The 25,944-nt window shown below is 61.7% G+C and carries 29 protein-coding genes and 1 tRNA gene; 16 read left to right on the forward strand and 14 right to left on the reverse strand.

Annotated elements, in window-relative coordinates; translation table 11 throughout:
• Positions 1-322: 322 nt before the first annotated feature.
• The 4 genes from ATB98_RS22010 to ATB98_RS22030 form a co-directional block, all read right to left on the reverse strand.
• Positions 323-1,816, reverse strand: coding sequence for an ABC transporter substrate-binding protein (locus tag ATB98_RS22010; protein WP_066877496.1), 1,494 nt, complete (start codon positions 1,814-1,816; stop codon positions 323-325).
• 429 nt (positions 1,817-2,245) lie between these two features.
• Positions 2,246-5,071: a heavy metal translocating P-type ATPase gene (locus ATB98_RS22015; RefSeq protein WP_084435674.1), complete on the reverse strand. Its 2,826-nt coding sequence runs from the start codon at positions 5,069-5,071 to the stop codon at positions 2,246-2,248.
• A gap of 321 nt (positions 5,072-5,392) precedes the next feature.
• Positions 5,393-5,785, reverse strand: a complete 393-nt coding sequence (locus ATB98_RS22025) for an ArsR/SmtB family transcription factor (RefSeq protein ID WP_066877502.1) — start codon at positions 5,783-5,785, stop codon at positions 5,393-5,395.
• Between the two features lie 201 nt (positions 5,786-5,986).
• Positions 5,987-7,381 carry a sensor histidine kinase gene (locus ATB98_RS22030; protein WP_066877504.1) on the reverse strand — a complete coding sequence of 465 codons (1,395 nt, stop codon included), beginning with the start codon at positions 7,379-7,381 and terminating at the stop codon, positions 5,987-5,989.
• A gap of 403 nt (positions 7,382-7,784) precedes the next feature.
• Here ATB98_RS22030 and ATB98_RS22035 point away from each other — a divergent pair, with 403 nt between their 5' ends.
• Positions 7,785-8,264, forward strand: coding sequence for a HEPN domain-containing protein (locus tag ATB98_RS22035; protein WP_066877506.1), 480 nt, complete (start codon positions 7,785-7,787; stop codon positions 8,262-8,264).
• 315 nt (positions 8,265-8,579) lie between these two features.
• Here ATB98_RS22035 and ATB98_RS22040 read toward each other — a convergent pair whose 3' ends face one another.
• Both ATB98_RS22040 and ATB98_RS22045 read right to left on the reverse strand, forming a co-directional pair.
• Complete coding sequence (locus tag ATB98_RS22040) at positions 8,580-9,437, reverse strand: hypothetical protein (protein WP_066877508.1); 858 nt, start codon at positions 9,435-9,437, stop codon at positions 8,580-8,582.
• Between the two features lie 566 nt (positions 9,438-10,003).
• Entirely contained in the window at positions 10,004-10,282 is a 279-nt protein-coding gene (locus tag ATB98_RS22045) for a hypothetical protein (protein ID WP_066877510.1), read from the reverse strand.
• A gap of 280 nt (positions 10,283-10,562) precedes the next feature.
• Between ATB98_RS22045 and ATB98_RS22050 the strand changes: the two genes are divergently transcribed.
• Positions 10,563-10,817 carry a ribbon-helix-helix domain-containing protein gene (locus tag ATB98_RS22050; RefSeq protein ID WP_234781984.1) on the forward strand — a complete coding sequence of 85 codons (255 nt, stop codon included), beginning with the start codon at positions 10,563-10,565 and terminating at the stop codon, positions 10,815-10,817.
• Between the two features lie 288 nt (positions 10,818-11,105).
• Here the strand turns inward: ATB98_RS22050 and ATB98_RS22055 are convergent, their stop codons facing one another.
• Positions 11,106-11,741 carry a helix-turn-helix domain-containing protein gene (locus ATB98_RS22055; protein WP_066877512.1) on the reverse strand — a complete coding sequence of 212 codons (636 nt, stop codon included), beginning with the start codon at positions 11,739-11,741 and terminating at the stop codon, positions 11,106-11,108.
• 130 nt (positions 11,742-11,871) lie between these two features.
• On the opposite strand from ATB98_RS22055, the gene ATB98_RS22060 reads away from it, so the two are divergent.
• From ATB98_RS22060 to ATB98_RS22105, 10 genes are all read left to right on the forward strand, one after another.
• Complete coding sequence (locus ATB98_RS22060) at positions 11,872-12,204, forward strand: helix-turn-helix domain-containing protein (RefSeq protein WP_066877514.1); 333 nt, start codon at positions 11,872-11,874, stop codon at positions 12,202-12,204.
• Between the two features lie 121 nt (positions 12,205-12,325).
• Positions 12,326-12,679, forward strand: a complete 354-nt coding sequence (locus ATB98_RS22065; protein ID WP_066877517.1) for a hypothetical protein — start codon at positions 12,326-12,328, stop codon at positions 12,677-12,679.
• Positions 12,679-13,527, forward strand: coding sequence for a ParB N-terminal domain-containing protein (locus ATB98_RS22070; protein WP_066877519.1), 849 nt, complete (start codon positions 12,679-12,681; stop codon positions 13,525-13,527). The genes ATB98_RS22065 and ATB98_RS22070 overlap by 1 nt, the downstream gene beginning before the upstream one ends.
• Entirely contained in the window at positions 13,524-13,982 is a 459-nt protein-coding gene (locus ATB98_RS22075) for a hypothetical protein (protein ID WP_066877521.1), read from the forward strand. Before ATB98_RS22070 ends, ATB98_RS22075 begins: the two co-directional genes overlap by 4 nt.
• A complete protein-coding gene (locus tag ATB98_RS22080; RefSeq protein ID WP_234781986.1) occupies positions 13,979-15,001 on the forward strand; it encodes a phage tail terminator protein in 1,023 nt (340 codons plus the stop codon). Before ATB98_RS22075 ends, ATB98_RS22080 begins: the two co-directional genes overlap by 4 nt.
• On the forward strand, positions 15,001-15,192 hold the full coding sequence (locus tag ATB98_RS22085) for a hypothetical protein (protein ID WP_066877523.1): 192 nt from the start codon (positions 15,001-15,003) through the stop codon (positions 15,190-15,192). Before ATB98_RS22080 ends, ATB98_RS22085 begins: the two co-directional genes overlap by 1 nt.
• Positions 15,193-15,201: 9 nt before the next feature.
• A complete protein-coding gene (locus ATB98_RS22090; RefSeq protein ID WP_066877525.1) occupies positions 15,202-16,128 on the forward strand; it encodes a phage tail tube protein in 927 nt (308 codons plus the stop codon).
• A gap of 48 nt (positions 16,129-16,176) precedes the next feature.
• Entirely contained in the window at positions 16,177-16,590 is a 414-nt protein-coding gene (locus ATB98_RS22095; RefSeq protein WP_066877527.1) for a hypothetical protein, read from the forward strand.
• A gap of 62 nt (positions 16,591-16,652) precedes the next feature.
• On the forward strand, positions 16,653-16,961 hold the full coding sequence (locus ATB98_RS22100) for a DUF1799 domain-containing protein (RefSeq protein WP_084435678.1): 309 nt from the start codon (positions 16,653-16,655) through the stop codon (positions 16,959-16,961).
• Positions 16,961-17,554 (forward strand): hypothetical protein, encoded by a 594-nt coding sequence (locus tag ATB98_RS22105; RefSeq protein WP_066877529.1) that lies wholly within the window; start codon positions 16,961-16,963, stop codon positions 17,552-17,554. Before ATB98_RS22100 ends, ATB98_RS22105 begins: the two co-directional genes overlap by 1 nt.
• A gap of 511 nt (positions 17,555-18,065) precedes the next feature.
• On the opposite strand, the gene ATB98_RS22115 is transcribed toward ATB98_RS22105, so the two are convergent.
• The 4 genes from ATB98_RS22115 to ATB98_RS29135 form a co-directional block, all read right to left on the reverse strand.
• Positions 18,066-18,142, reverse strand: a tRNA-Met gene (locus ATB98_RS22115).
• A gap of 134 nt (positions 18,143-18,276) precedes the next feature.
• A complete protein-coding gene (mnmA, locus tag ATB98_RS22120; RefSeq protein WP_066877568.1) occupies positions 18,277-19,473 on the reverse strand; it encodes a tRNA 2-thiouridine(34) synthase MnmA in 1,197 nt (398 codons plus the stop codon).
• 175 nt (positions 19,474-19,648) lie between these two features.
• Positions 19,649-20,395 carry a helix-turn-helix transcriptional regulator gene (locus ATB98_RS22125; RefSeq protein WP_066877570.1) on the reverse strand — a complete coding sequence of 249 codons (747 nt, stop codon included), beginning with the start codon at positions 20,393-20,395 and terminating at the stop codon, positions 19,649-19,651.
• A gap of 267 nt (positions 20,396-20,662) precedes the next feature.
• Positions 20,663-20,809, reverse strand: coding sequence for a hypothetical protein (locus tag ATB98_RS29135; protein ID WP_153435984.1), 147 nt, complete (start codon positions 20,807-20,809; stop codon positions 20,663-20,665).
• A 95-nt stretch (positions 20,810-20,904) separates the two neighbouring features.
• On the opposite strand from ATB98_RS29135, the gene sciP reads away from it, so the two are divergent.
• Positions 20,905-21,180 carry a CtrA inhibitor SciP gene (gene sciP, locus ATB98_RS22130; RefSeq protein ID WP_066877531.1) on the forward strand — a complete coding sequence of 92 codons (276 nt, stop codon included), beginning with the start codon at positions 20,905-20,907 and terminating at the stop codon, positions 21,178-21,180.
• A gap of 262 nt (positions 21,181-21,442) precedes the next feature.
• Positions 21,443-21,724: a GNAT family N-acetyltransferase gene (locus ATB98_RS22135; protein WP_066877533.1), complete on the forward strand. Its 282-nt coding sequence runs from the start codon at positions 21,443-21,445 to the stop codon at positions 21,722-21,724.
• 122 nt (positions 21,725-21,846) lie between these two features.
• Here ATB98_RS22135 and ATB98_RS22140 read toward each other — a convergent pair whose 3' ends face one another.
• The gene (locus tag ATB98_RS22140) at positions 21,847-22,197 is read right to left on the reverse strand and encodes a flagellar export protein FliJ (protein WP_066877535.1); all 351 of its coding nucleotides are present in this window, start codon (positions 22,195-22,197) and stop codon (positions 21,847-21,849) included.
• 550 nt (positions 22,198-22,747) lie between these two features.
• Between ATB98_RS22140 and ctrA the strand changes: the two genes are divergently transcribed.
• Entirely contained in the window at positions 22,748-23,449 is a 702-nt protein-coding gene (ctrA, locus tag ATB98_RS22145; protein ID WP_066877537.1) for a response regulator transcription factor CtrA, read from the forward strand.
• 207 nt (positions 23,450-23,656) lie between these two features.
• Here ctrA and ATB98_RS22150 read toward each other — a convergent pair whose 3' ends face one another.
• Together ATB98_RS22150 and chpT are read right to left on the reverse strand one after the other, a co-directional pair.
• Complete coding sequence (locus ATB98_RS22150; protein WP_066877539.1) at positions 23,657-24,019, reverse strand: response regulator; 363 nt, start codon at positions 24,017-24,019, stop codon at positions 23,657-23,659.
• Positions 24,020-24,251: 232 nt separating this feature from the next.
• Entirely contained in the window at positions 24,252-24,896 is a 645-nt protein-coding gene (gene chpT / locus ATB98_RS22155) for a histidine phosphotransferase ChpT (RefSeq protein WP_066877541.1), read from the reverse strand.
• Positions 24,897-25,244: 348 nt separating this feature from the next.
• On the opposite strand from chpT, the gene ATB98_RS22160 reads away from it, so the two are divergent.
• Positions 25,245-25,847: a DUF1134 domain-containing protein gene (locus ATB98_RS22160; RefSeq protein WP_066877572.1), complete on the forward strand. Its 603-nt coding sequence runs from the start codon at positions 25,245-25,247 to the stop codon at positions 25,845-25,847.
• Positions 25,848-25,944 lie beyond the last annotated feature (97 nt).

Raw genomic sequence — 25,944 nt, forward strand, 5'->3', positions numbered from 1 at the left:
AATCCTGCCGAAATCCGCCAAAAAATCGCACCAACCGCGATGGCTTGCGGTAACGCAACACGATTTTCAGCAGCCTGCTAGTGGCGATCTCGGCATGATCGTCCGCGGGGTGCTTCAGGGCGAACGGCCTTGCCACCTGCCTGTCGGACGGCATGGCTCCCGAACATGGGCATGGACAGGCGGTAGGAAGCGCAAATCACGAGCAGCTTGCTGCCGCGGCCCGTGACGCCTCATCGTCACGGCAGGGAGTGGGAAGTACCAAAACTGCCGTAGGGGTGATGGGATCGCGCGGGAGCAGGCCCGTGCGATCCCGGTATTCGAGCTATTCGAGCGTGATATCCTTGGTCATCAGGTTGTAGGTCAATGGATGCATCTCGTAGTTCTTCACCCGCGCACTACGGGCGTCGAAGGACGTCTCGTTCACCAGGTATACGGTGACCGCTTCCTCGAAGAATTTCCTGGCGAGCTGCGCATAGATTTCGTAACGCGCCTGCGCATCGTTGAGCGAGGAAGCCTTCTCGATCAGGGCGTCGACCTCTTCCGAGCAGTAATGCGACATATTGTAGCCGCCGCCGCAGGAATAATCGGCCGAGAGGAAGCCGAAGGGATCGGCAACGTCGCTGAGATAGCCGCGCGACAGCAGCGCCATGTCATAGTCGCCGGAGATCATCTGCGGTTCGATCGCGGTGTATTCGGCCACGCGCAGGTTGACCTTGATGCCGATCTCGCCAAGTTGCGCCTGGATGATGGCGCCGATATCCTTCAGTTCGGCTCTGGCCGTATAGGCCAGGAGTTCGAGCTGCAACTGCCCCGGCCGGATCCCGGCCTCCTCCAGCAGCGCCTTGGCGCGCGCCGGATCGTAGATCGGCTTGAGATCCTTTGGCGCCCAGGGGTCGCCGGGCGCGAAGGCGGACGCCGCGGCCGTTACCGTGCCTTCATAGACGCTTGCCGCAATCCCGGCAACGTCGATCGCCGCCTGGATGGCCTGGCGGACGCGGACATCGTTCAGCGGCGCCTTCTTGTTGTTGAGCAGCAACTCGGTCACGCGCGGCGTTTTGAGCTGTATCAGCTCGATCCCCTCCACCCCTTCCAGCTGCTTGACGCCATGGGAGGGGATCAGGCGTGCTATATCGGCCTCGCCGCTGCGAACCTGGGTCATGCGGGTATTGGCATCGGGAATGAAAACCACCATGCCGCCCTCGAGCGCCGGCTTGCCGCCCCAGTAATCGTCATTGCGTTTCAGTTTCACGTATTCCTTGGGCTTGACTTCGACGATCTCGAAGGGGCCGGTGCAACGGCCGACGGGATCGATGATCTCGCCCTGATAGGCGGCCGGCGACAGTATCGCAGTGTTGGGCGCAGCGAGCTGCGCCGGCAGCAGCACCGAAGGGGTCTGGGTGGTGATGCGGACCACCTTCTCCCCCACCGCCTCCACGGACTTGATCAGTTTGGGCGAGAAAGGCCGCGCCGGCACTTTCTCGGCGAGCAGGTGGTTCAGCGCGCCGGCCGCCGCTTCAGCGGTGAGAGGCGCATCGTCCTGGAATTTGACGCCATCGCGCAGCGTGAACTCCCACACCGTCGGCTCGAGCTGCTTCCATGACGTGGCGAGACCGGGCTCGAGCTTGAGTTCCCCATTGACACGCACCAGTGCTTCGAAACAGCCGGCGCGGCTACCCAAAAAGGCATCGCTGCTGCCCATCTGCCAATTGGTCTGAACCGGCTCGAACTCGGCATAGGTCAGCGTCTTGCCCTCCTGGGCACTCGCGCCTGTCGACAAGGCCGTCGCGCAGATTGCCGCCACTGCAATTTTCTTCATTATCTGTTCCTCCTCTTGTGTGGTTTCGTATTGCCCTCTCCGCAACGGATCGCCGGAAGCGAACCGCTGGCCGTGCTACGCCGGCTTCTTGTTCTGAGCCACTCTGCACTACGAAGAAGGAGTCTCGCCGCCGCCAGCTTTTCGGTGGCACTCTCTCACGTCGCCCGGTTCCGGTGAGCCTGCCCCTCCTCTGGCATGTTGCGCTCACTGGCTGGCTGGTGCCCTGGGCAAAGGCGACGCTAAAGCCTGACTCTTCAATCGGTCGCCACCTCAATTACCAAAGCCTAATATAAGCCATGAAGAGCAATATGCTGAATCCAGCAGCGCATTTGGCAAAGCTTGCCGTTGACCGCAGTCAACTCAAAGCGTGGCATTCCAGAAGTAACGGGCCGCCGACCCAGACGCCGGCGGCTTCTCCGAAGCGAACGATCAATGGCTTTCGACGGGCAGCAGGGGACGTCGCAAACCTTCGTCTCGGTCGCCATCTGCCGTAGCCGCGCCCTTGAAGCGCAGAAGCCGCAGCGCATTCAGGGTGACGATCGCGGTAGCCCCGGTGTCGGCGAGCACGGCGATCCAGAGGCCGGTAATCCCGGCGACGCTGGTGACGAGGAAGAGGCTCTTGAGCGCCAGAGCGAAGGCCACGTTCTGGTGGATGTTCGCCATCGTCGCACGTGACAGCGCTATCAGATGGGCGACGTCGGTGACCCTGCTCTTCAGCAGGGCGGCGTCCGCCGTCTCGATTGCCACGTCCGTGCCGCCGCCCATGGCGATGCCGACATCGGCCGTGGCGAGTGCCGGAGCGTCGTTGATGCCGTCTCCGACCATCGCCACCTTCGCGCTTTTCTTCATCTCATTGACGAGATCGAGCTTGTCGTGCGGAAGCAGTTCGGCGTTCCATTCGATGCCGAGACCGTTGGCGATCGCCTGAGCGGTACGCCGATTGTCACCGGTCAGCATGACGGGGCGCACGCCCATTGCCTTCAGTCGGGCGACCCCTTCACGCGCATCGCGCCGCGGTTCATCGCGCAGGGCAACGAGGCCGAGAACCTCTTTCGTCCGCTCGTCGAACAGCACCGCGACGGTGTTGCCCCGACCTTCGAGCTTCTCGATGGCCTCGAGCGCCGTCCCATCGACCGTCGCGACCTTGATGGCATGCGCCGGGGAGCTTACCGCCAGACGACGGCCCTGTACCGTCGCATGGACGGCCTTGCCAGCCGTCGCGGAAGCATCGGTTGCTGCCGGTACAGCAATTCCGGCGGTCTCGGCACGTCCCACAATCGCCTTCGCGAGCGGGTGGTTCGAGCCGCTCTCGACGGCCGCGGCCAGAGCAAGGACGCCATTCTCTTCGTTGTCTCCAAGCGCGACGATCTCGGTGATGCCGGGCTTGCCCTCGGTCAAGGTGCCGGTCTTGTCGAAAGCGATGGCACGGACCCTGCCGATGGTTTCGAGCGCATTGCCCCCTTTGATCAGGAGACCGCGGCGCGTGCCGACGGCCAGGCCCGAAGCGATGGCAGCGGGGGTGGAGAGGACCAGTGCGCAGGGGCATGCGATCAGCAGCAGAGCGAGGCCACGATAGAGCCAGGCGTGCCAGTCGCCGTCCATTGCCAATGACGGGACGACGACGATCAGGGCCGCGATCAGCATAACGACGGGGGTGTAGTAGCGGCTGAACTTCTCGATGAAACGGGCCGTCGGCGCCTTGGAAGACTGGGCCTGCTCAACGAGGTGGATGATCCGTGCGATGGTGTTGTCAGAGGCCGTCTTTTCGACACGGACCTGAAGAACGCCATCGACGTTGATGGAACCGGCGAAGACGCTGTCTCCCGGCGCCTTGGAGCGCGGCACGGATTCGCCGGTAATGGGAGACTCGTCGAGGCTGGAGGCTCCCCGGGCGATCCGTCCGTCAGCCGGCACCCGATCTCCCGGCCGCACCAGAACGAGATCGTCGACGCGCAAGGAAGCGGCAGGGACATCCCGTTGGCCGCCAGCGGGATCGATGAGGACTGCCGTCTTCGGCACGAGAGAGGCGAGCGCCTTGATGCCGGCGCGGGCGCTTGCTGCGGCGACGCTTTCAAGCAACTCGCCGACTGCGAACAGGAATACGACCGCCGCAGCTTCTTCCGCCTCGCCGATGACGAGGGCGCCGATTGCGGCCACGGACATCAGGGTTTCGATCGAAAAGGGCGAGCCTGATACCGCAAGCGCGAAGGCCCTGCGGGCGAAGGGAACCACACCTGCGACGACCGCGGCGGCAAAGATCCACTCCGCGTAAAGCGGGATGAAGAGAGCGATCGCGTAGGCGGAGCCCATCAGCAGGCCAAGACCGACGACGTGCCTGCCCTTGCGGGTCTGCCACCAACGCTGGCGGGGCGGCGTGACGGGGGCTGGCGCGACCTCAGCCGAAGAGCCGGAGGAGGAGACGAGCTTCCTTGCGTTGGAGACGCCGAAACCCAGACTCTTGATTGTCCTCTCGATGTCGCTGACCTTCGTGCTTTCGCCACCGGCAAGCGTCAGCTCGAGCGTCTCGGTCGCGAAATTGACACGAACGTCGGAAACCTCGGGCATGCGCGCCAACGCAACTTCGATCTTGCCGACGCAACTCGCGCAATCCATGCCCTCGACCCTCATCGAAACGTTGGGCGGGGAACTCAGAGCCGCGCGTGGGGTGACGACACGCGCCGAATGGTCATGGCCGGCGCTGCAGCCGTGGCCGTCATGCTTATGGTCATGGTCATGTCCGTGGTCATGGCCGTGGTCGCCGCAACCGTCGTGCTTGTGGCCATGCTGATGGCCGTGATCGTGGGCGTGGTCATGCTTGTGACCGTGGCCGCCGCTGCAGCCGTGATGGCCGTGATCATGTCCGTGGCCATGCTCGTGACCGCCGCTGCAGCCGTGGTCGTCATGGCTGTGGTCATGCTCGTGAACGTGCGCGCCGGAACAGCCGCCGTGGTCGTGCTCGGCGTGAGCAACATCCGCGCTGGAGCGCTGCGTGGCGGGAACGGCGGATGGCGGCAGTTCCGTGACGTCAAAACCAAGCGAACGGATCTTCTTGGCAATGTCCTTCGCCGTCGTCTTGCTGGACACATCGCGCGATAGCGACAAGGTCTCGCCAGCGAAGTTCACGGCGATATCGGAGACACCCCCCAGGCGTTCCAAGGCAGTCTCGATCTTGCCGACGCAGCTTGCGCAATCCATGCCGTCGACGCGGAAGCCGAGGCGTTCACCAGTGCCCGGCGTTGAAAGTCCTCTCGTCATTTTCGGTGCTCCTCCCGCCGCGTCGAGCAGGCGCCTTCGCCTCGGTAACCTGCGCGGCTCGAATATCAATAGCATACTTGAACAAATATTCAAGTGTAAGCAGGAGACTTTCCGCTACAGCTACGGCCCAGCGCGTCATTCTCAGGCGCAAAGGGTCGCTGTGACTGTTTGAACCCGCGCTTCGGGCTTTCCGAGAACCGTCCCGGTTTCGGACCGCGTGCGCTCGAGCATTTTGCAGCCGGGTGGAATCACCTGACTGCAAAATCCTGCAGAAACAAACAGATAGGGCGCTGGAGCGAAGGCATGTGAGCGCCTTCCGCTCTAATCGTCGGTGTGATCTTCCGAGACGTGCGTTGCCATGTCCTGCAGCACCTGACTGACGTGCTGGTCGGCGATCTCATAGAAAATCTGCTTGGCCCGGCGCACGCCCTTGACGAGGCGTGCCCCGCGCAGAAGCCGTAAATGGTGGCTCACCAGGGATAGTGACAGATCCAGCCTCTCGGCGATGTCGCTCACCGATCTCGGGCCCGACAGACAGCTGAGCAGGATTTTCAAGCGCGACGGATCGCCAAGGAGGCGGAAGGTTTCCGCCAGGATCGTGATCTCATTCTGCGACAACGCCGCGTGGCTCGACGGCTGTTCGGATGCCGTGGCAAGCGCTCGAACCGCGTTTTCTTCCGATGCCGTGTTTGCTTTCTGCTTACGGATAGTCATAGACCTGAACACCTGTGAGCCGGGCGAAGCTCGCCCGGGTCTTCCGGCGAGACGCGGGCCGCATGCACGAGCCCAATCTAGCGAAAGAATGTGCGTTTACAATTGTCAAGGTCGCCTGCCGACCTCTCGCGGCGACGCCGGGCCGGAAACCCGGGACGCGAAGATCAAGGAAACGCATCCGAAGGCAGCAGCAGGCAAAAGCTAATCCTGCAGCTTGAATTCGGCAACGAACTCGGCGCCGTCAGGATGGAGCGTCAATTCGGACGTGCCGTCCAGGGAATGGCTGAACACGCCTTCGAAGACTTGCGAGCCGTAGCCCTTGCGAGCCGAAGTGGTATCGATCTCGCGGCCGGTCTCTCGCCAGCAGAAACGGATATGCGTTCCATTGCCCTTTCGCCGGTGCGCTGTCCAAGTTACCTTCACCCGGCCTTCGGGCGAGGCCCAGGCGCCGTGTTTTACGGCATTCGTGGCCAGTTCGTGGATTGCCATCGCGAATGCTTGCGTGGTTTCGCGCGACAGCGTGACGTCCGGGCCGTCCAGCTGGTAGTTTTCGCCCTCATGGCCGCCCTGGGCCTCCAGCTCCAGCCGCAGGACCTCAGCCATGAGGACATCGTGCTCAGGTGCACGCATCAACAGGTCCTGGGTCCTGGCGAGGGCGCCGAGGCGAGTGGCGAAGCTGTCGCGAAACGCATCGAGGGATTGGCTTTCGCGCAGGCTGCGATTGGCCAGCGCGTTCACGCTCGCGAGGACGTTCTTCACCCGGTGATGGAGCTCGCCCATCATTGTCCGCTGCTGCGCCTCCATTCGCCGTTGTTCGGTGACGTCGCGTATCGCCAGCAGGATCAGGTCGAGATGATCGAGACGGCGGCCATTGAGCAGCATGATGCGCCGACCGATCGTTTCGAAGTCGTGCTCCACCTCGACATCGTCAAAGGCATTGTTGTCGGGAAGGACGTCTTCCAGGAGCTCCCTCAGTTTCGGAATGTCCCATTGCCGATTTCCAAGCTCATACACGAGCCGGCCCTCGGTGCCGGCGCGGGAGACCTGAAACAGGTCATAGAAGGTCTGGTTCCCCCTGACGACCCTCAGATCCCAGCCGAGCACCAGCAGTCCTTCGCGAACGCTGTCGATCAGCTTCTCCAAAAATTCCCGATGGCCTTCGAGCTCGAAGCGGGCCTGCTCCGCTTCCGTTCGATCGGAGACTGTGAGCAGGATCAGTTCCGGATGCCCGCGATTGTCGGTTATTCTTCGGGCGTTCAGGATCATGACGCGCCGCCCGATATCGGGAAACTTGTGCTCGATCCGATAGCCTTTCACCATCACGCGCTCGGGCAGGACCTGCTCCAGGAGCCCGCGCAACTCGGGTATGTCCCATTGGCCGTTGCCCAGCCGATATATCGGCTGGCCGCGCGTCTCCTCGGCTGTAACGCCGAACGTCTCGCAATAGGCGGAATTGACGTCCGCGACGGTGAGATTGGAAGTGAGGATCAGCAGCGGCTGATCGAGCGTCTCGACGATCGCCTCGGCAAGCCCCCCCAAACCGAAGCGCTGCCTTGCGTCACCCGCATTCCCCGCGCTGTCGTTTCCGCCGCTCATGTTTCATAATGTGGCACCTATTTCGCGAGAGTCTAGATCATTGTGGGAAGCATCAGATAAGGTTTGTCTGCCTCACCGCCGCCCGAAGGCAGTTATTGACGGCACAGGCTTGATCCGACGCAAAGCGGGAAGAGAGAGCTCCAAAGAGTGTGCGTTTGCTGGGCATGTTGTCACCGTTGCCGTAAAGAACGCGTGGCGTGGGTGCGCCTGACAAGTTTACGTTGAATTGCCTCATGATCAAGCGTTGCGATTCCCACGGCGCTTAAGGCCGTTCGAACGCGCGGATTGCTGATGCCAGGCAATAGCTTCCGCCGCGGTTGTGTCTACTAGCCCAATCGAGTGAATTGACCTGTGATATTTAAGATCATCAAAATCGCATCTCTCATCACGGGGAGACACCTTTGTGGATACAGCGTACCCTGGAGCTTCGGCCAGCGCAGACGACATTCTCAAGTTGGCACAGCATTACAAGATGGCCGCCGCCGTGCTCGGAGAACACTCTCCGCGGCGCAAACTGCACATTCCGCGACGGTTCCTCGCCCTTCACTCAATTGAGCTCTATCTGAATGCATTTCTGCTCGCCAAGGGGCACGATTCCAAGGCGATCCGCGGCCTTCAGCACAACATACGCGAGCGATCGCAAATGGCGATTGGTGCCGGCTTAAAGTTGCGTAGACGTACGGCCGAACATTTGGCAGCGCTTACCTCTAACAGGGAATACCTCGTCACTCGGTATGATCCTGAAATGGCCCCGACGCTGACGCAGGTGACCCGCGTGATGGCAACACTCGAGGAGCTAGCGAAAAAGGTAACGATGGTCTGCAACACTGTAGCCAAGGTCCGCGTCAAGGATCAAGGAGGCCGGAACCAGCGATCGGTGTAGAGGCGCATTTTTCGCTCCAAGATAGTACGGGAGCGTGCGGCCAAGGAATGTCGGCTGGGAGAATGAAGGGGCAGCTAGAATTCCAGTTACTGGCCCGCGGTATGCTCCCTGTCGAAGCCGAGGCTCATTACAAGGCCCTTGAGGCGGAGCGGAAACGCCTAACCACAGAACTTGCCGAGGTACCCGCCGCTCCCGCAATAGAGCTTCACCCTCACGCCAGCGCCGTCGAGAATCTGGCGAGTCGTTTGCTGTCGTTTCCCGAAAAAACAAGAGCAGCGCCAAAACCGTCCTTCGACGATCGCCAAAAAGATTGTGTTAGGTGTGCAGCATTCTCGACCTAATATGCTCGCGAAGATCCTCGCTTCGTGCGAGCAGCTCAGCTTCCTGCACAGTAGGCTCTTGAACGGAAAGAGCGGAAATCAGGTTTTCAATCTTCGATAATGCCTGAGCTTGTTGACCCGTACCATCCAGAGCAACGGCCAAGAGATACTCGGCTCTCTGTTTGTCGATTTTATGTGCAGTTTGCGCCTCGGGTGCCGCAAGGGCATTCTGGAGCATGTCAATGACATAGAGGTAATCGCCCTCCCCCCCGTCAAGAATAGGTAGCGCGAACGCAATGGCTTCGTGCACACTCTCGGTCTCGACTTTGCGTTCGACAACCACGTCCATCGGCGGCGTGACTTTTCCCAACAAAGCAATTGCCGCCGAAACTGCGCGTGATGTGTTTACTTCGCTAATATCTTTCAGATGGTTCTCGCTGCTGAGAAACTTGCCATAGTCTGGGTGCAGCCCTAATGCCCTTCGCACAATCTCGCTCAAGGATATAACGAAGACGAACCTGCTCTTTCCCCCCACTCCTTTGTCGAGCCAGAACAAACCTTTCACAAACAGCTCTTTGCTGAAACTTGGGTCGATCTGCCTTACTTCGTAAGAGATTGAGCGCCACAGCTGCCCTATCTCGCGCTGGGCCAATTCCTGCTCCCAGCCCCCGGTCGGCGTCTTCTGCTCTTTTTGTCGGATGATATCAGAAGTGCGGGCGACCGCTGCCAAGATTTGCTCTATGATTTCAAATCGTTTCTTATTACGCTCTCGCAGATATGTTTGAAAGCGTGTGACAATTTGCGCTATCTCCCGCAGCGCAGTAAGTACCGTGCCAAGGCTAATCGCTTCCATTCTCGCGAGCCCCCCGGTTCAATATTCGATATCAAGTTAAGCTGACGTAAGACACGGAGCAAGTGCGCATGTGCCCCGCCCAGCATCGTGGAAACACGTTCAAGACATGGCGAGCTACCCCTTGAACACGGATGTTGCCGCTGCCATATAAACTTTAACGCGAGACAGCCGCGTGCTTGAGGGGGCCTCCTAGGCTGTTGCAAAATCGGAAATTCCCTCAACAAAGTCGGCGTGCGGGTCGCGGCTCAATAAGGGCTTCCGCACATGGGATAGGAGATGCGTATGCACGCTTCTTTGGTTCTCGAAGCCAGCCAGTCGACGAAGACGTTTCGATTGGGCTTTGATCTTCGGATCAGCCTGGCTTCATCGGTCTGTTGTTCGGCCGACTGCTCTAATGGAAAAGCCCTCTTGCGAAAGCAAGAGGGCTTTTTCTTCTTACCGATTAGTGTTTATTTCTTGTCGCGTGCTTCGATTGCTGCGCGTGCGCTTTCCCGCAGCAACGCATAGACTTCATCGACGTGTGTTGTTTGACAGACATATCCGGAAGAAGGCGGGAATATCCGGGATTATCCGGGAACTGCTGAGAAACGCCGAGAAAACAAGGCGTTGGCGAGGACCTGCGGCGCGACGGCGGCGGGGCGTTTTGACAGCCGGTCTGACAAAAACAGCGCCAGCGGCGGGCTGTTGATGGCAAAGCGGCGCGAACCCGCAAAGCCCTTCAAAAATCCATGAAATGCCTTTGAGGCGTCTTCAAAGCCCTGAAAATCAAGGACCAGGCGCCGGCCGCGGCAGCGGCGATCGACCGATTTTGCCGATCGGCAAGGCGCGAAGTCCAATTCGAACATGCAAGCGGCTTGCATGTTCAGCACGTGAGGCTGTCAAGTCCCGAGAAATCAAGGCGTTGCGCGTTTCCACCGTGCTGTTTCGAACATGCAAGCGCGCGCCCGAAAATTGCCCGCTACTTGCATGTTTCGAGAATGCCTCTCGTCCACGTCCTCTGGTCGGCAAAAAAATCGGCGCTCTGCTGAGTTGTACAGCTCTATCCCCAGCGTGCCTCAACCCCTGGGGCAGTTTTGGATTGAACATATAAGCGATATCGGTTATATCCAATAAGCGATATCGCTTATGGATATGCTGGAGGCGAAATTGACTCACTTTCCGATATCGGATAATCCACGCCGCATGGGGCGTCCTCCGTTGAAAGTGAAACCGATTCTAGTGCGGCTGCCGGACGGCGTTCCGGAGCGCATTGACGCCCTCGTCGGCAAGATGAAGCGTGCTGAATTCATCCGCGAAGCGGTTCTGAAGGAACTCGAACGTCGCGAGCGCGCTGCCGCAGCTACACCCCCAAGCGAGAAAGACAACGGTAACAAGGTCTGAGGCCACGTTGCCAACGCGCCCGTGCCCCTGCGTCTAGGAGTAGCAATTGCTGCCCTTGCACGCAGATGATGCGGGACCTACTTGAACGTGAATTGAAGGGCTGGGGTTTAGAGTTATGTGTACCTGAGTTTCGAGGGGCCGCGTCCGCTGGCCCCTTTCGCTCGTGCCATCCAGGCGGGAGCGGTTTGATCCCTCATATCGTCGATACCGCTGCGCAGCCTGGTCGAAGACCGGGGCCGGCTGGTCACGACTGAAGTTCTGGCTGATCCAAGCGTGGCTTGACGATCATTAGGCCGAGCGTTTGCCAGAACCGGGCCGGGCGGCAGCTTCATCGAGACGCTTCTTAAAACGTGCGCGCAGGACCGGTAGGAGCGCCTCGACGACCTCCTCGTCATGTATGTCGACGACCATCTGCAGAAGCTCGTTATAGAGGTTTCCAGCCTCGGCTGTTATCGCTCGAGGAGGCGCCGATTGTTTGCATTCCTGGAAAACAGCCTGGACGAGGTCTGAGAGGCGCTGCAGCAGGGCAATATTGAGCCCCGTGTTAGGAGCGACGTACGGCGGCACCTCGTCTTCCTGAAGCCCGCGGAACTTTTGCATGGCCGCGCCGAATTTCTCCTGGTTGAGATCAGCGAGCTCCTCGTTGGTCAATCCGCCGGGGTTCTCTGACAGCTTCAGAAGGCGCTGCATCGCCTTCGAAATCGGGTCCTCTTTTTTCGGTCCTTCACCAGTGATGAGCCAGTGAAGCTGCACGCCCGTTACGTCCGCAATTTTTTGCAGGTGCTCGGGCTTCGGCTGCGTTCCCGTTAGCCAGTTACCGAGAGAACGTCTCGGCACATCGATGAGCTCAGCTAGCCTTTTCAGGCCATCTACTTCTGCAGCCGCCTCTCGAATGCGGTCACCCAGATTATCCATCAGCACCATGTAGCCATATCTGGCCACTTTCCCTTGACGAGATGGCCAAATCTGGCTATCTCTATCCATAGATACGGAACAAATCACCCATGAAAGGGGAGACCGGCCAGGGCCTCCCCTTTCACAACGAGGAAAGACTATGCACCGCCCACAAAGGACGGACAACCCGCAAGAAACATCGATCGACAAGTTGGAAGAGCTTGCCGCAATCAAGCACAAGCTCGTGCTTGCCGGCCTCTCACTGCTCGATATCGACCGACGCTTCCAACTGTCCCGCGGCACCGCCGGAACGACACTCCGCGAACCCAACGCGGCTGGCGAAAGGGCGATCGCCGCTGCTCTCGGTACAAAGGCTCACCTGTTGTGGCCAAGCCGTTACCGGCCCTCCGGTCAGCGCCGATCCCCTCAGCCGCGTGAGAACTATGAGCGGCCGCCGACGATGCGGCAACGCCAAAAAGCGGCGAGGGTTTAGACATGGAAAACCCTTTCATCCCGTCACGGTCCCCGATCTGCAATGCGGCCCAAACAGCGCTTTTGTTCAGCGTAGCGCTGGGAGGCCTCGTCGCCGCAATCATTGCCCTGGTGGACGCCGCATGCTGAACCCTTACGACGAACAGCAGCGGCTCGACGTGATGCTCTCATGCTGCTTCAAGGCAGTGCAGGCGCACTTCTCGCACATCGCGGTGCGGGACATCATTGCGCCTCCGCATGATCTCTTTGACGCGGCCCTCGCACGGCAGGTCGCCATCTACATTTTTCATGTCGAATTCGGCGTGCCGCGCCGGCGCATCGTCAAGATGCAGGCGCGCCAGCGCACCTCCATTTCCTTCGCCATTGCCAAGATCGACGAGCGGCTCGGCTGCCCAGTTTTCGCGAAGGCCTACGCCCGCATGGCGGCAAAGGCAAAGGACATCTTCATGCAGCAATTGAGAAAGGCGGCAGCGTAATGGCCGAGTTCAAACGTATCAGGATCGCCGAGATTGTCGTTCCGGAACGACTGCGCGCAGTTGAGGAAGAGCACGCGATCGCCATCGCGCAGAGCATGGTCGAGCATGGCCAGATCAACCCCATCACGGTGCGTGCGACACCCGCGGCCAAGGGCGGAAAATTCACACTCGTTGCCGGCGCCCACCGCCTTCGGGCATGCGTCATCAATGACGACGCCGAGATAGATGCCATGGTCGTCGAAGGTGACAAGGCCGAGGCGCACTTAGTCGAGATCACGGAAAACCTGTTTCGCAACGAACTGTCCGTTATCGATCGGGCTGTCTTCCTCGCAAAGTACCGTGAGGTGTGGGAGCAGAAGAACGGCAAGGTCGAAGCAGGTCGCCCCGGAAATAGTGCCAACTTGGCACTATTATTCGAACAGGAGGCAGAAAGCGGCGGGTTTTCACAGCACGTCGCGGATCGCATGGGCCTGTCCCGCCGCGCCTACTTCCGTTTGAGTAAAATCGCTCAGAATCTCCATCCGAAGGTGCGCGAGCGGCTTCGCGGAACACCTCATGCCGACAACCAATCGGAACTGCTCAAGATAGCCAAACTCGGTCCGACCGAGCAGGGCAAGCTGGCGACGGCGCTGGCTGCCGGCGGCGACCTTAAAGCCGCCTGGACGTCTGTCGTCGGCAGCGAGACCAAGATGCAGCTCTCCGACGAGGATCGGCGCAAGCTCGCAGTGAGCCGCCTGCTCACAGCATGGGACGATGCGGACGAAGACGCCTGCATTGAGTTCCTGCGCGCAATCTACGAGCAGCCCGACGGTGTCTTTGCGGCCTTCATCGGTGAGGTCGCAGAATGAAGCGCGATCCTTCGCAGTTCGACCTCTTTCTGGAGCCGTTGTTCCCGGTTCGCGAGCCAGTCGCGCGTATCGACATCGACCGCTATCGGTCGAAGATGAAGCGGGCGATGGCCCGCGCCATCCGCGAGTGCCCCTACGACCGCCCCACCATCGCAGCGCGCATGGCGCAGTATCTCGGCCTGCCTTCGATCAGCAAGGCGATGCTCGATGCCTACACTGCCGAGAGCAAGGAAGGGCACGACATCACGCTGCCGCGCTTCGCAGCCTTCGTGCACGCGACCGGCGCGATGTGGCTTTGGGATGAGGCCGTTTCCGAGCAGGGTGCGACTTTGCTCATCGGTGACGAGGCCCGCCTCGCAGAAATCGCCCGCCTGCAGCAGGAACAGGAGACCATCCGCGCGGAGCTGCGTGCGCTCAAGTCCCGGCCGGTGAACATCCGGAGGACGCGCGGATGATCAGCAGCGGCGCGAAAGAATGGCTCACATCCTCGGAGATCGCGGCGGCGCGCCTGCCCGACCTGCCGCAGACACGCCAGGGCATCGAATTGATGATCGCCCAGTCCGGCTGGCGCTCGACCGACAAGGCCCGGCCTCGGGCCGGACGTGGCGGCGGTTTCGAATATCACATCTCTCTTTTGCCGCAGGCGGCGCAACTCCGCCTCCGGCAAGCTCCGGACGCTGCTGGATGGGAAGAAGCGCGCGCCAGAAAGAACCTCCTTTGGTCGCGCTTCAATGCGCTTTCAAAGGCGCAGAAAGAGACTTGCGAAGAGCGCCTGAAGGTCCTCAATCGCGTCGAGCAGCTCGTCCGAGAACGCGGGTTGAACAGGACGGCAGCAATTGGCGTCGCCACGCTGGATGCCGGCATTCAGAAGTCCGCCTATTACGAGTGGCGCAAGGCGACCGAGGGCGTCGATCCCGAAGACTGGCTGGCAGCGCTCGCTCCGGCCTCCGCCTCGGCGGACGGAGTGGCTCCGCAGACTGCCGAATGCCACCCCAGCGCCTGGGACTTCCTGAAGTCCGATTATTTGCGGCCGGAGAAGCCGGGCTTCTCCGCTTGCTACCGGCGCATGATGGAAGCCGCTCAGTTGCACGGCTGGTCGCCGATCCCTTCCGAACGGTCGCTCCGGCGTCGCCTCACCGACCGTCCGCCGCAGGTTCCGGCCGTCTACGTCTTCGAGGCAACCGAGACGTCTTCGCTGAGCGAACGCTCCACCGGCCCGGTCCTGCAGCGAAGCTCGGTCGATATCGGCGTCGTCATCGTCACTGAGAACCTGTCGGGCACGGACGAGTTCGCCGCGGCCGAGGATATCGGCAACCTCAAGAGCTACGTCCGCAATCAGCTGATCGGCTTCGTGCCCACTGGCGCCGACGAACCGCTGCAGCACGTCACCGGCGAGCTGCAGCAGGCCCTCGCCGGCACGATCTGGCACGAGGACGTCTACACCACCGACCGTTACATCGAGGAGCAACCCTGATGCATGCAGGCAAAGGCGGATCGTACATCCGCAATCCGGAAGATGGTTCGCTGAGGCTCGTTCAGCGCACCGAAGAGGCCAAGGCGGAGAAACCCGCCTCGGACGGGGCTTCCTCGTCCCCGGTGGCGGAGGCGGAACGGGCAGCCGCCTCCGCCGATAACTCCGCCGCCAAGACCTCCCGCAAGAAGTAAGGACCGACCATGACCCGCTTCATTCGTAACATCGCGGCGCTCGCGAAACCCGAGGTGACCTATGGCGTCGATGCGGCGCCGACCGGCGCGGCAAACGCCATGCTGCTCGTCAACGCCCGCATTGATCCGCTGCTTGGCGAAGAGGTCAATCGCGAACTGACCCTACCTTATATGGGCCACCAGGGCGCGATCCTCGTTGGCGACTATGTGCGCATGACCGCCGAGCTCGAGATAGCCGGATCTGGCGCGGCCGGCACGGCTCCGGCAGGCGGCGTTCTCCTCCGGGCCTGCGGCATGAGCGAGACCATCACGGCCGGCGTCGACGTGAAATATGCGCCGGTGTCGTCTCTGCAGGAGTCGGCGTCGATCTACTTCAACCTGGATGGCGTGCTCCACAAGATGCTCGGCGTTCGCGGTACGCTTACGGCGAACCTGACGCCGCGCCAGATCCCGCGCTTCGCCTTGACGCTCACTGGCCTTCTCGGGCCGATCGCCGACACGGTGCTGCCGGTTGTCGATCTTACCAAGTTCATCAAGCCGGTCCCGGTCAACAAGGTCAACACGACGTTCTCACTGCACGGCCATGCCGGCGCCTGCGAAGGCGTCACCTTCGACCTCGGCAACCAGATCGAGCCGCGCATGCTGATCGGCCAGGAGAAGATCGAGCACGTCGACCGCGTGATGACCGGCAACGCGATCTTCGAGGCGACGAACCTCGCCGGCAAGAACTGGTTCCAGACGGCGCTCGCCCACACCACCGGCGTGCTCGCCGCCCAGCATGGGACCGTCGCCGGCAACATCGTGAAGTTCGATGCGCCCGCCGTTCAGATCGGCCGGCCGACCTACGGCGAGACCCAGAAGATCGTCAACAACAGCCTGCCGCTGATGTTCACGCCCGCCGCCGGCAACGACGAGTTCACCATCACCTTCCAGTGAGGCGGCGTTCTGCCGCCTTCAAAGCCCCTTTGAAACGAGGAAAACCCCATGTTCAAACTTGTCCAGAACCTGACCTGCTGGTGGCCGGTGAAGGTTTCCGAGCCTGATCCGAACAATCCCGGCAAGTTCATCGAGCACACCTTTGAGGCCGAACTGCAGATCCTCGATCGGGAGGAGAGCCAGAAGGTCGAAGAGGAGCGCAAGGCTCTGCTGAAGCAGGCCGCCGACGATCCGAGCGACGAAAACCTTGCGAAGATCGAGAAGCTGCTCGACGCGCACGACCAGATGGCTTTCCGCCGGGTGCTCAAGAACTGGCGCGGGCTGATCGACGAAACCGACCAGCCGATCCCCTTCAATGATCAGACCTTCCTTGCCGTCGTGAAACACGAACGCGTCCGGCGGGGACTGAACGCCGCCTACCAGGAGGCGATCTCGGGCGACAAGGCCCGCCTGGGAAACTGAAGGCAGCAGCCGAGGCCTGGGCTCACGGCAGGACCGGCTGCTCCGATCGTACCAAGCCCGCCGTGCTCGACGACAAGATGCGGCGGGAATTTGAAAGCCTCCGGGTGAGCTTGAGGGCGCCCGAGGACGAGACTGACGAAGAGGGTGTCGTTTCGATCATGGCATGCAACTGGTCATCATTTATCGCCTTCCGCGCCTGCGAAACGCAGTGGCGGGTAGTCGCGACCATGGCCGGCCTCATCTGGATCGGCCTCGATTACACCGCCTGTCAGATCGTCCTCGAGCAGCTCGACGCGCCGGCGTACATCTTCGCCGACCTGCACGCGATGGAGGAAGCCGCGCTCCCGATCCTCAATGGAGTTGATGGCTGATGGCGACACCGTTGAAACTCTCGATCGGCGTCAACATCGACGCAGCCGGCGCCAAGAGTGGCGGTGCCTCCGCCCAGGCTGCCGTCGCGGCGATCGGGACCGAAGCCGAGCGCACCGCCACCAAGCTGCAGCGGCTCATCAATTCCTCGGTCGGGCTGCATGATGGAGCCGCCAACAGAAATGTCCGCGAGTGGACCGGCGCGCTTGCTGCCGAAGGCATGGCGCTCGACAATCTCCGGGCCAAGTACAATCCGCTCTTCGGGGTCATCCGTCAGTACAAGCAGACGGTCACCGAGATCCGCACTGCCCACGCCCAGGGCGCGCTGTCCACGAACGAAATGACGGCCGCTCTCAGCCGTCATCGGCAGGCAACGCTGGCTTCGATCGACGCGATCAAAGGTCGGAACCGGGCCATTCTGGAAGGTGCCGCCAATTCCAATGCCGCTGGCGCAGTTGGTCCTGTGGCACGCGGCGCCCGTGGCTTCGAAACCGCGAACATCGCCGCGCAGTTCCAGGACATCGCCGTCACCTCGGCAAATGGTGCATGTTCTCTCGGGAGATCGAGATACGCACGACAGACGCGCATTCAGTGATCGAACGGGCCAGCGGCAAGAGGGTGAACAGCCCGGGCTCTGTTAGCATCGGGGATCACGTATGGGTGGGGCTCGGCGCGATCATCAGCAAAGGGTCATCCGTCCCAGCGGATAGCATCGTTGGTGCTATGTCCTTCGTGAACGGCAAGTTCGATGAGGAAGGAACAGTCATCGCTGGTGTGCCTGCCAAAGTCATCAAGAGAGGCGTGACATGGAGCCGTGTCCGAAAGAAGAGATTCTCTCCTGAAGAGATGGACGGCTGGAAGTCATGAGCTTGGGATGTAGCCTTCCCGAAGAGGAGCTAGCCACAAATTCAGCCTTTGAGGTGGCCTCAGGGATATTTTGAGGGTGATTTTGACAGGCTAGCCGGAGAATCCATTTTTCCGGTTTTCGCTGTCAAAATTCCGGAAATTCGCGGCGCGCTACAACGTGCTTCGGCTTCCGAAATCATCTTCTCGGCAACGAGATTGAGAAGCCGGAACAGACTTTCGCGGGCTTGACAGGGGACGTGTGGTAGCGGAGGAGGGATTCGAACCCCCGACACAAGGATTATGATTCCTCTGCTCTAACCTACTGAGCTACTCCGCCGCCGGTGCCTTCGAGCTTCGTGAACGAAGCCCGTTTCGGCTGGTCGGGCGGCTTATAAGGTGCTGTTCCAGCTAGTGTCAAGCAAAGTCTGTCGGAAAATGTGAACTTTTCCAGAGGCTGCCGATCGCGCCCTGTCACGCGGCCGCAGGCGCTTCGAGGAGCGCCTTCAGGGCGGCCTCGGCGCGGGGTTCGCGCTCGGACTTGCGGATGAAGCCGCCGCCATAGACGCGGGCGTCGTCGCCGGGGGCGGAATAGAGCGCGCAGGCCTGGCCGGGGGCGACGCCCGCCTCGCCTTCGAGGAGTTCGACATAGATTCCTTCGGCGTCGCTCCTCAAGACGGCCGGCGCCGGCTGGCGGGTGGAGCGCACCTTGGCGAAGCAGTCGAAGCCGCGCGCCGCCGCCGCATCGAGTTCCTCGTCGCCGAGCCAGTTGACGTCGCGCAGATAGACGCGGCGCGTCTCCAGCGCCTCCTTCGGCCCGACGATGACGCGGCGCGAGCGGGCGTCGAGATAGACGACATAGAGCGGCTCGCCGGTCGCGACGCCGATGCCGCGCCGCTGGCCGATCGTGTAGTGCAGGATGCCCTCATGCGTGCCGAGCACCCGCCCGTCGAGATGGACGATCTCGCCGGCAAGCGCGGCATTCGGCTTCAGTTTCGAGACGATGTCGCTGTACTTGCCCTGCGGCACGAAACAGATGTCCTGGCTGTCCGCCTTCCTGGCGACCACCAGGCCCATTTCCTCGGCAAGCCGCCGCGTCTCGGCCTTCGGAAGGCCGCCGAGCGGAAAGCGCAGGTAGTCGATCTGCTCCTGCGTCGTCGCGAAGAGGAAATAGCTCTGGTCGCGCTCGGCGTCGGCCGGCCGGTAGAGCGCGCGCTGGCCGGCATAGCGCGGGTCCGGGCTCGGGCGCGAGCGGATGTAGTGGCCGGTCGCGAGCGCGTCGGCGCCGAGCTCCCTGGCGGTCGCGAGCAGGTCGGCGAACTTGACCGTCTGGTTGCAGGCGACGCACGGGATCGGCGTCTCGCCGGCGACATAGCTCTCGGCAAAGGGATTGATCACCGTCTCGCGGAAGCGCGCCTCATAATCGAGCACATAATGCGGGATGCCGAGGGTCTCGCAGACGCGGCGCGCATCGTCGATGTCCTGGCCGGCGCAGCAGGAGCCGGCCCGGTGGACGGCCGCGCCATGATCGTAGAGCTGCAGCGTGATGCCGAGAACGTCGTAGCCCTCGCGTTTGAGCAGGCCGGCCACGACGGAGGAATCGACGCCGCCGGACATGGCGACGACGACGCGCGTATCTTCTGGCTTGCGGTCAAAATCGAGACTGTTCACGGGATCCAATCCGGCATCCGGGCAGGGCCACCCGCCTCTACCCTGTTTCACGCGTTCGGCCGCGGGCGAAAAAGCGGCCCCGGCGGCAATTCCTACGGCTTTCCGTGGCGCGACATATAGAAACTTGCGCTCATTCCGGCAAGTGCGGCGCGCTCCGCCTCTTGCGCTCCGGCCGTCAGATCAGTTTCATCCGCATCGCCCGGGCGATCGCCTGCATGCGGTTGACGGCGTCGAGCTTGCGGGTCGCGCTCTTGAAATAGCTGCCGACCGTATAGGCCGATATGCCGAGGATGATCGCGATCTCGTCGCTGCTCTTGCCGGCGGCCGCCCAGCGCAGGCACTCGATCTCGCGGCTCGACAGCTTTTCCCGCACCGCCGTGCCGGCGTCGAAGGTGCGCTCGAGGCATTCGAAAAGCTGCACCAGGGTGAGATAGAGCGTCGCCCGCTCCACCCCCTTGGGCTCGTCGCGCCTGCCCGAAAGCACGGCGACGAACGGCTCGCCATAGGTCGTGTGCAGCAGCACCGCGAAATGGCGCGCCATGTCGGGATGCGGCTGGAGGTGGCGGACCGGCGCCTTGCCCGCGCCCTTCAGCGCCGGCTCCAAAAGCTCGGCGCCGCCCGCGACGGGGAGCTTCGTCTGGCGCAGGCGCTCCACCAGCACGCTCGCCTGGAAAGTCTCCCCGGCATCGTATTGGCGCACCAGTTCGGCCGGCCAGTTGCTGAGCACGAGGCGCTCGGAGAAGCGCTGCTCATCCGCCAAGGGCAGCCGCGCGATCAGGAAATGCGCGAAGTCGTAGCGCTTGATCAGCCGCCGCATCAGATGGAGAAGCTCGTATTCCGTGCGCACCGATGCGGGATCGATTTCTAAAAGAGCGCCCGCGTCGGCCTCGCGCCGCTCAGCCTGCTCGTTCAATTCCTTCATTCCGGTCACCATGCTGCCGGCGCTGCCGCCGGCGTCAAATCGGCTCCCGGACACCTGATGACGCGGCACCTGCGCCGCCGGTGCGGCTCGCAAAGGTTGCGCCACGACCGCAAGTGCGGTCCCTAGGGTGAAATCCGGGAGCGTATACATGGGCGCTCGTTCTGCTATCCGGCGCCTCGCTATCGGGAATTCCAGTCGAAGCGAAATGTGGTAATTGCAAGGCCCCCTGCGGCGCCGCGCGTCTCGTCAGATGCGCAAAGGGCGCGGTCACACTTTGAATTGCTGCATGTCTTCGCCCTTCAATCGCGGTCGATTCAAGGGAAATGCAGTGACGAAGACTTCTGAAATCAGAGGCTTTTCTTCGCCGGCGCGCCGCAAGGCGCAGAACGTGCCCGGAACATCGAAGTCGATCAAATGATGATCAAATCGTTACCGGCCGCTTAGGCAAATATTAAATGTGGCAAGCTAAGGTCGCAGCCATATGGTCTTGAGTTTGTGTAGAGAGTCCCATGACCGAAATGATGCGTCCACGCGTGAAATATGTCATCGGTCCCGATGGCAGTCCTTTGACGATCGCGGATCTGCCGCCGGCCAATACCCGGCGCTGGGTGATCCGCAGAAAGGCTGAAGTCGTCGCAGCCGTGCGCGGTGGTCTTTTGAGCCTCGAAGAGGCCTGCGAGCGTTACGCTCTCACCGTCGAGGAATTCCTCTCCTGGCAATCTTCCATCAACGATCACGGCCTCGCCGGCCTGCGCACCACGCGCATCCAGCAGTACCGCCACTGACCGACCCCCAACAGGGCCATAGTTCGACCGGCGGCTCGGGACCTTCCGAGCCGCCGGTTTCGTTTCGGGGCGGAATGCGCTCGCAGGCGTTCGCGCCACCGCTCTATCTGCTTGTTTTGCCGCATTCGTGCGGCGTCGGGCCCGACTGATTGCAAAATGCTCCGAGAGCGAGGCGAATGCCGCCGGCTTGGTGCGCGACCGATCTTAAGGTTATGCTGCCTGGCGTCCCGCACGGACCATCCGTGCCAGCGAAGGAAGATCGATGGATATCGCCACCGAGGAAAACAATGCGAAAGGCCGCTACGCGGCAACGCTCGACGGACACACGGGGGAAATGACCTATTCCAGGTCGTCGCCTCGCCTGATCATCGTCGACCATACATTCGTGCCGGACGCGCTGCGCGGCAAGGGCGTCGGCCAGGCCCTCGCCGCCCACGCGGTCGACGAGGCCCGCAAGGGCGGATGGAAGATCATTCCGCTCTGCCCCTTCATGCGCGCCCAGGTGGCGCGCCATCCGGAATGGCAGGATGTGACAGAGGCCTGAGAGACAGGGCCGCGGCGAGCGCCCTTTCGGCGGGAGGAGGGGCGCAGGCGTAAGCGCGGCGACGCGCCCCTGGGGCGCGGCCGTCGAAACTCAAACTCGGCGCCGAAGGCGCGGTCGCGCCTTCAGGCGCGCATGCGCGTCCCCGCGTCCCGCTCCTCCAGGGCTGCAGCCTTGGCATATTCGGCCTGGACTTCCGCAAGCGCGAGCTCGGCCGCATCCTGCTGCGCCTTCAACTCGCGTATCGAGACCTGAAGGTTGTCGGCGCGCTGGCGGGCGGCCTTGGCGAAGGTGGGATAGGCGAAGTGGGCGGGATCGGAAATGCCGGATTTCTTTTCCTCGAAGACGATCTGGCTTTCCAGATCCTTGGTCATGCGCTCGAACTCGGCCATCATCAACTGAAGCTGGTTCAACTGGCGCTGCTTCTCCCGAACCTGAAATTCCTTCAGACGGACAAGGCTCTCACGTGCTTTCATACGCAATACTCCGTGGATAGCGAGACCCCGGTTACTGATAGGGCGCGGGATGAGGAAAATGTGCACGGTTTCCAACCGCACCCCGCGCTCGACTTTCGAATCGACCCGCCGCAAGTCCGGGTCGACTGAACCCGAAATCCGCCTGATCGAGCGCCGCTGCGCCGGCCCTCCAGGGGTCGGAAACAAAAATCGACCGCGGCATTAACAAATACCTACCGCTGGTAACCTTTCGTTTACGGGCATCGTTAATCATAGGGACGATGATTTAAGGCTCCGTAAATGCTGAAGCATGAAATGTGGCACTTCGTGCATTTGCGAGTCAGAAGAGTCGGATAGCGGCATATCCTCATGTATCGCATGAAGAGCGCCATTTCAGATTCACCTTTGGAATCAGGAGACTGCTAAAAATATTTAACATTCTCGATACACCTTGCCAGAGTGAATCAGAATTTGTTAACCATTTGGTGGCAGCCTCCAAATCAGGCAACGACTGGATCCGTATCGCGTAAGGGGGCGACGGCAACCTTGGGCGGCGGAAAAGGGGAAGACTATGCGGGTTCTACTGATCGAAGACGACAGCGCGACGGCTCAAAGCATTGAGCTCATGCTCAAGTCCGAGAGTTTCAACGTCTACACCACCGATCTCGGGGAAGAAGGCGTCGACCTCGGCAAGCTTTACGACTACGACATCATTCTTCTCGACCTGAACCTGCCGGACATGTCCGGCTACGAGGTCCTGCGCACGCTGCGCCTGTCGAAGGTGAAGACCCCGATCCTCATTCTCTCCGGCATGGCCGGGATCGAAGACAAGGTGCGCGGCCTCGGCTTCGGCGCCGACGATTACATGACCAAGCCCTTCCACAAGGATGAGCTGGTGGCGCGCATTCACGCGATCGTCCGCCGCTCGAAGGGCCACGCCCAGTCGGTCATCGCCACCGGCGAGCTGATCGTCAACCTGGACGCCAAGACGGTTGAAGTCGGCGGCCAGCGCGTGCATCTGACCGGCAAGGAATATCAGATGCTGGAGCTGCTGTCGCTGCGCAAGGGCACGACGCTCACCAAGGAAATGTTCCTGAACCACCTCTATGGCGGCATGGACGAGCCGGAGTTGAAGATCATCGACGTCTTCATCTGCAAGCTGCGCAAGAAGCTCGCAAACGCCGCCGGCGGCGCCAACTACATCGAAACCGTCTGGGGTCGCGGCTATGTGCTGCGCGAGCCGGACGGCAGCGACTATCTCGAAACCGCCTGATTTCCTTGATCCCGGGCGCGCCGGCACCCCCCGCATCTGCCTCTCGCCCGATCACAGCCTCGAGAACCCGCCTCCCCTGGGCGGGTTTTTTGTTGTCCGGATCACATTCGGGGCGGATCGCGTTTCGGGCTGGCGCCTCGCACGTTAGAATCGAAAAGGCCGCAGCATGGCCGCGGCCTCGTCGTCACTCCTGTTGCCGAAGCGGCGTCAGGCGGCCATCGACTGGTTTGCGAAAACGCTCGTCAGGATCTTGCGGTCGAAGGGCTTCAGCAGGAAATCATCGGCGCCGGCGCGCTTGCCCGCCATCATCTTCCTCAGGTCCGCTTCGACGACGCAATAGTAAATCCGCACCGACGCACTTTCCGGCAGACGGCGGATATTGGCGATCAGTTCGATCGCGCCTTCGAGCCCGGCATCGACGATGAGAATATTCGGCAATTCGGCTTCACACCTGACCAGCGCCTCGAGGCTGCTCGACGCTTCGGAGACCAGGAACCCCATGCCCGACAGGATGCGTTTCCCGACCTTGCGCACGACATCCGACCCATCAGCAATCATCAAGCGGCGCATGTTCAACTCCTTCACGCCTCACGGGACGCGAAAAGGCGTCCATGAGACGATCCTACGGGGATTTGGCAAAGAAACAGTTACCGCGGTGACGCCAGCGGCGGGCTTGCAACCGGACGCTGCAACGGCGCTCGGGAAGACACTGGGCCGCCAAGGCAGGCGCTTCGCCGGCAAAGGGGGCTCGTGACCCTCCGCCCGGCTCAGGAACGCGCGTTCACTTCGAGCTGCTGAAGGCTCAGGCCTCGGTGCGCGCGGTGAAGACGATCTCCTCGCCGGTCGACACGACGTCGATGGTCATGCCGGCCTCCTCCGCCAGGAGCACCGTGTAATAGGGTTGGATCGAATGCGCATCGACCGCCTCCTCCGGCGTGCCGGAGATCAGTTCCACGAGCTTCGGCGGCACGCGCATCATCCGCCCCTTGGCGACGAGGGTGAAGGTCGCATCGAATTCCGGGTTCTCCAGCGTGACATCGATCGAGCCGCCGCGCGGGATCGCGCCATAGGCGATGAGGAACAGGTTCAACAGGAGCTTGACCCTGTTCTTGGCGATGATCGCGCGCGGTCCGTTCCAGCTGACCTCGGTCTTCTTTTCCGCCGCGGCGAAATCCTTGGCCGCCTTTTCCGCCTCGCCGGTGTCGATCGAGGCGCCGACCGAGCCCGAGGCGCCGAAGGCGAGGCGCGCGAACTTCAGGCGCACCGAGGCGTTGAGCGCGCTGGTGCGGATCAGATCCATCGCGTCGGCATCGGCGCCGCCCTCGTCGAGGAGCTCGAGCCCGTTGTTGATGGCGCCGACCGGCGAGATGATGTCGTGGCAAACCCGGCTGCACAGCAGCGCGGCCAGGTCAGGTCCCGTCAACGTCAGGTTCGGATTCTTCGCCATCATATTTCCTTGCTCGGTTCCATCCGGGCGCGCCACATCCCATTGAAGGCTCCGGCGCCGCCATGGCTGACGCCATGGGGCGCGCGGCGGAGGCGCTTCTCTCAATAGGCCATAATGACATCACATTTGGTAAACCGATTGTTAAGATCATCGGTTCAAATTGTCGGAGCGCCCCGCTTTCAGCTGATCTGGCGAAAGCGGATAAGGTGCGCCCGTTGAAAAAGCTAGTGCGCCCCGTGCGCATTCCTGTGAGAAATGGCCCATAACGGCGCCGACCGCGTGATTGATGCGAAAGCCGGCTATCGCAGCCGGCTCGCCGCATCGCTGTCGTGCCTGACGGAGGAAACGATGCAGCCGATGATGAAGACGACCGCAGTGGCTGTCCGCGCTATTCTGACCACGGTGGCTCTGGCGGCCGGCCTGCTGGTCGCCGGCCTGTCCGCGGCGCATGCCCAGTCTCCGGACGGAAGCCAGTACACCATGCAGGAGATCGTCGATGCCGGTCACAGCTTCTTCGGCGAGACCTCCGGCGGCCTTGCCAAGGTGGTCGAGCGCGCCTTCGAGCGCTACGGTCTGCCGAACGGCTACATTCTCGGACAGGAGGGGTCCGGCGCGTTCATCGCGGGCCTTACCTATGGCGAGGGTCAGCTCTATACGAAGAACGTCGGCCAGCACACGCTCTTCTGGCAGGGCCCATCGCTCGGGCTCGACTGGGGCGGCCAGGGCAGCCGCGCGATGATGCTCGTCTACAATCTTCCGAGCGTTCCGGCCCTCTACAAGCGCTTCGGCGGCGTTTCCGGCTCTGCTTACGTGGTCGCCGGCGTCGGCATGACCGTGCTGACCGATGAGCAGGTCGTCGTCGTGCCGATCCGCACCGGTATCGGCGCGAGGCTCGGCGTCAATGTCGGCTATCTCAAGCTGACACAGCAGCCGACCTGGAATCCCTTCTGAGATGCGTAGAGGCGTTCGGCGGGCGACACCCTGCCCGCCTGAAAAAAGCGTGCAGCCGTCGAGGAAGTGTTGCAGCATTTCCTACATCATGTTTACT

It is taken from the genome of Sinorhizobium saheli, assembly GCF_001651875.1.
Lineage (GTDB): Bacteria > Pseudomonadota > Alphaproteobacteria > Rhizobiales > Rhizobiaceae > Sinorhizobium > Sinorhizobium saheli.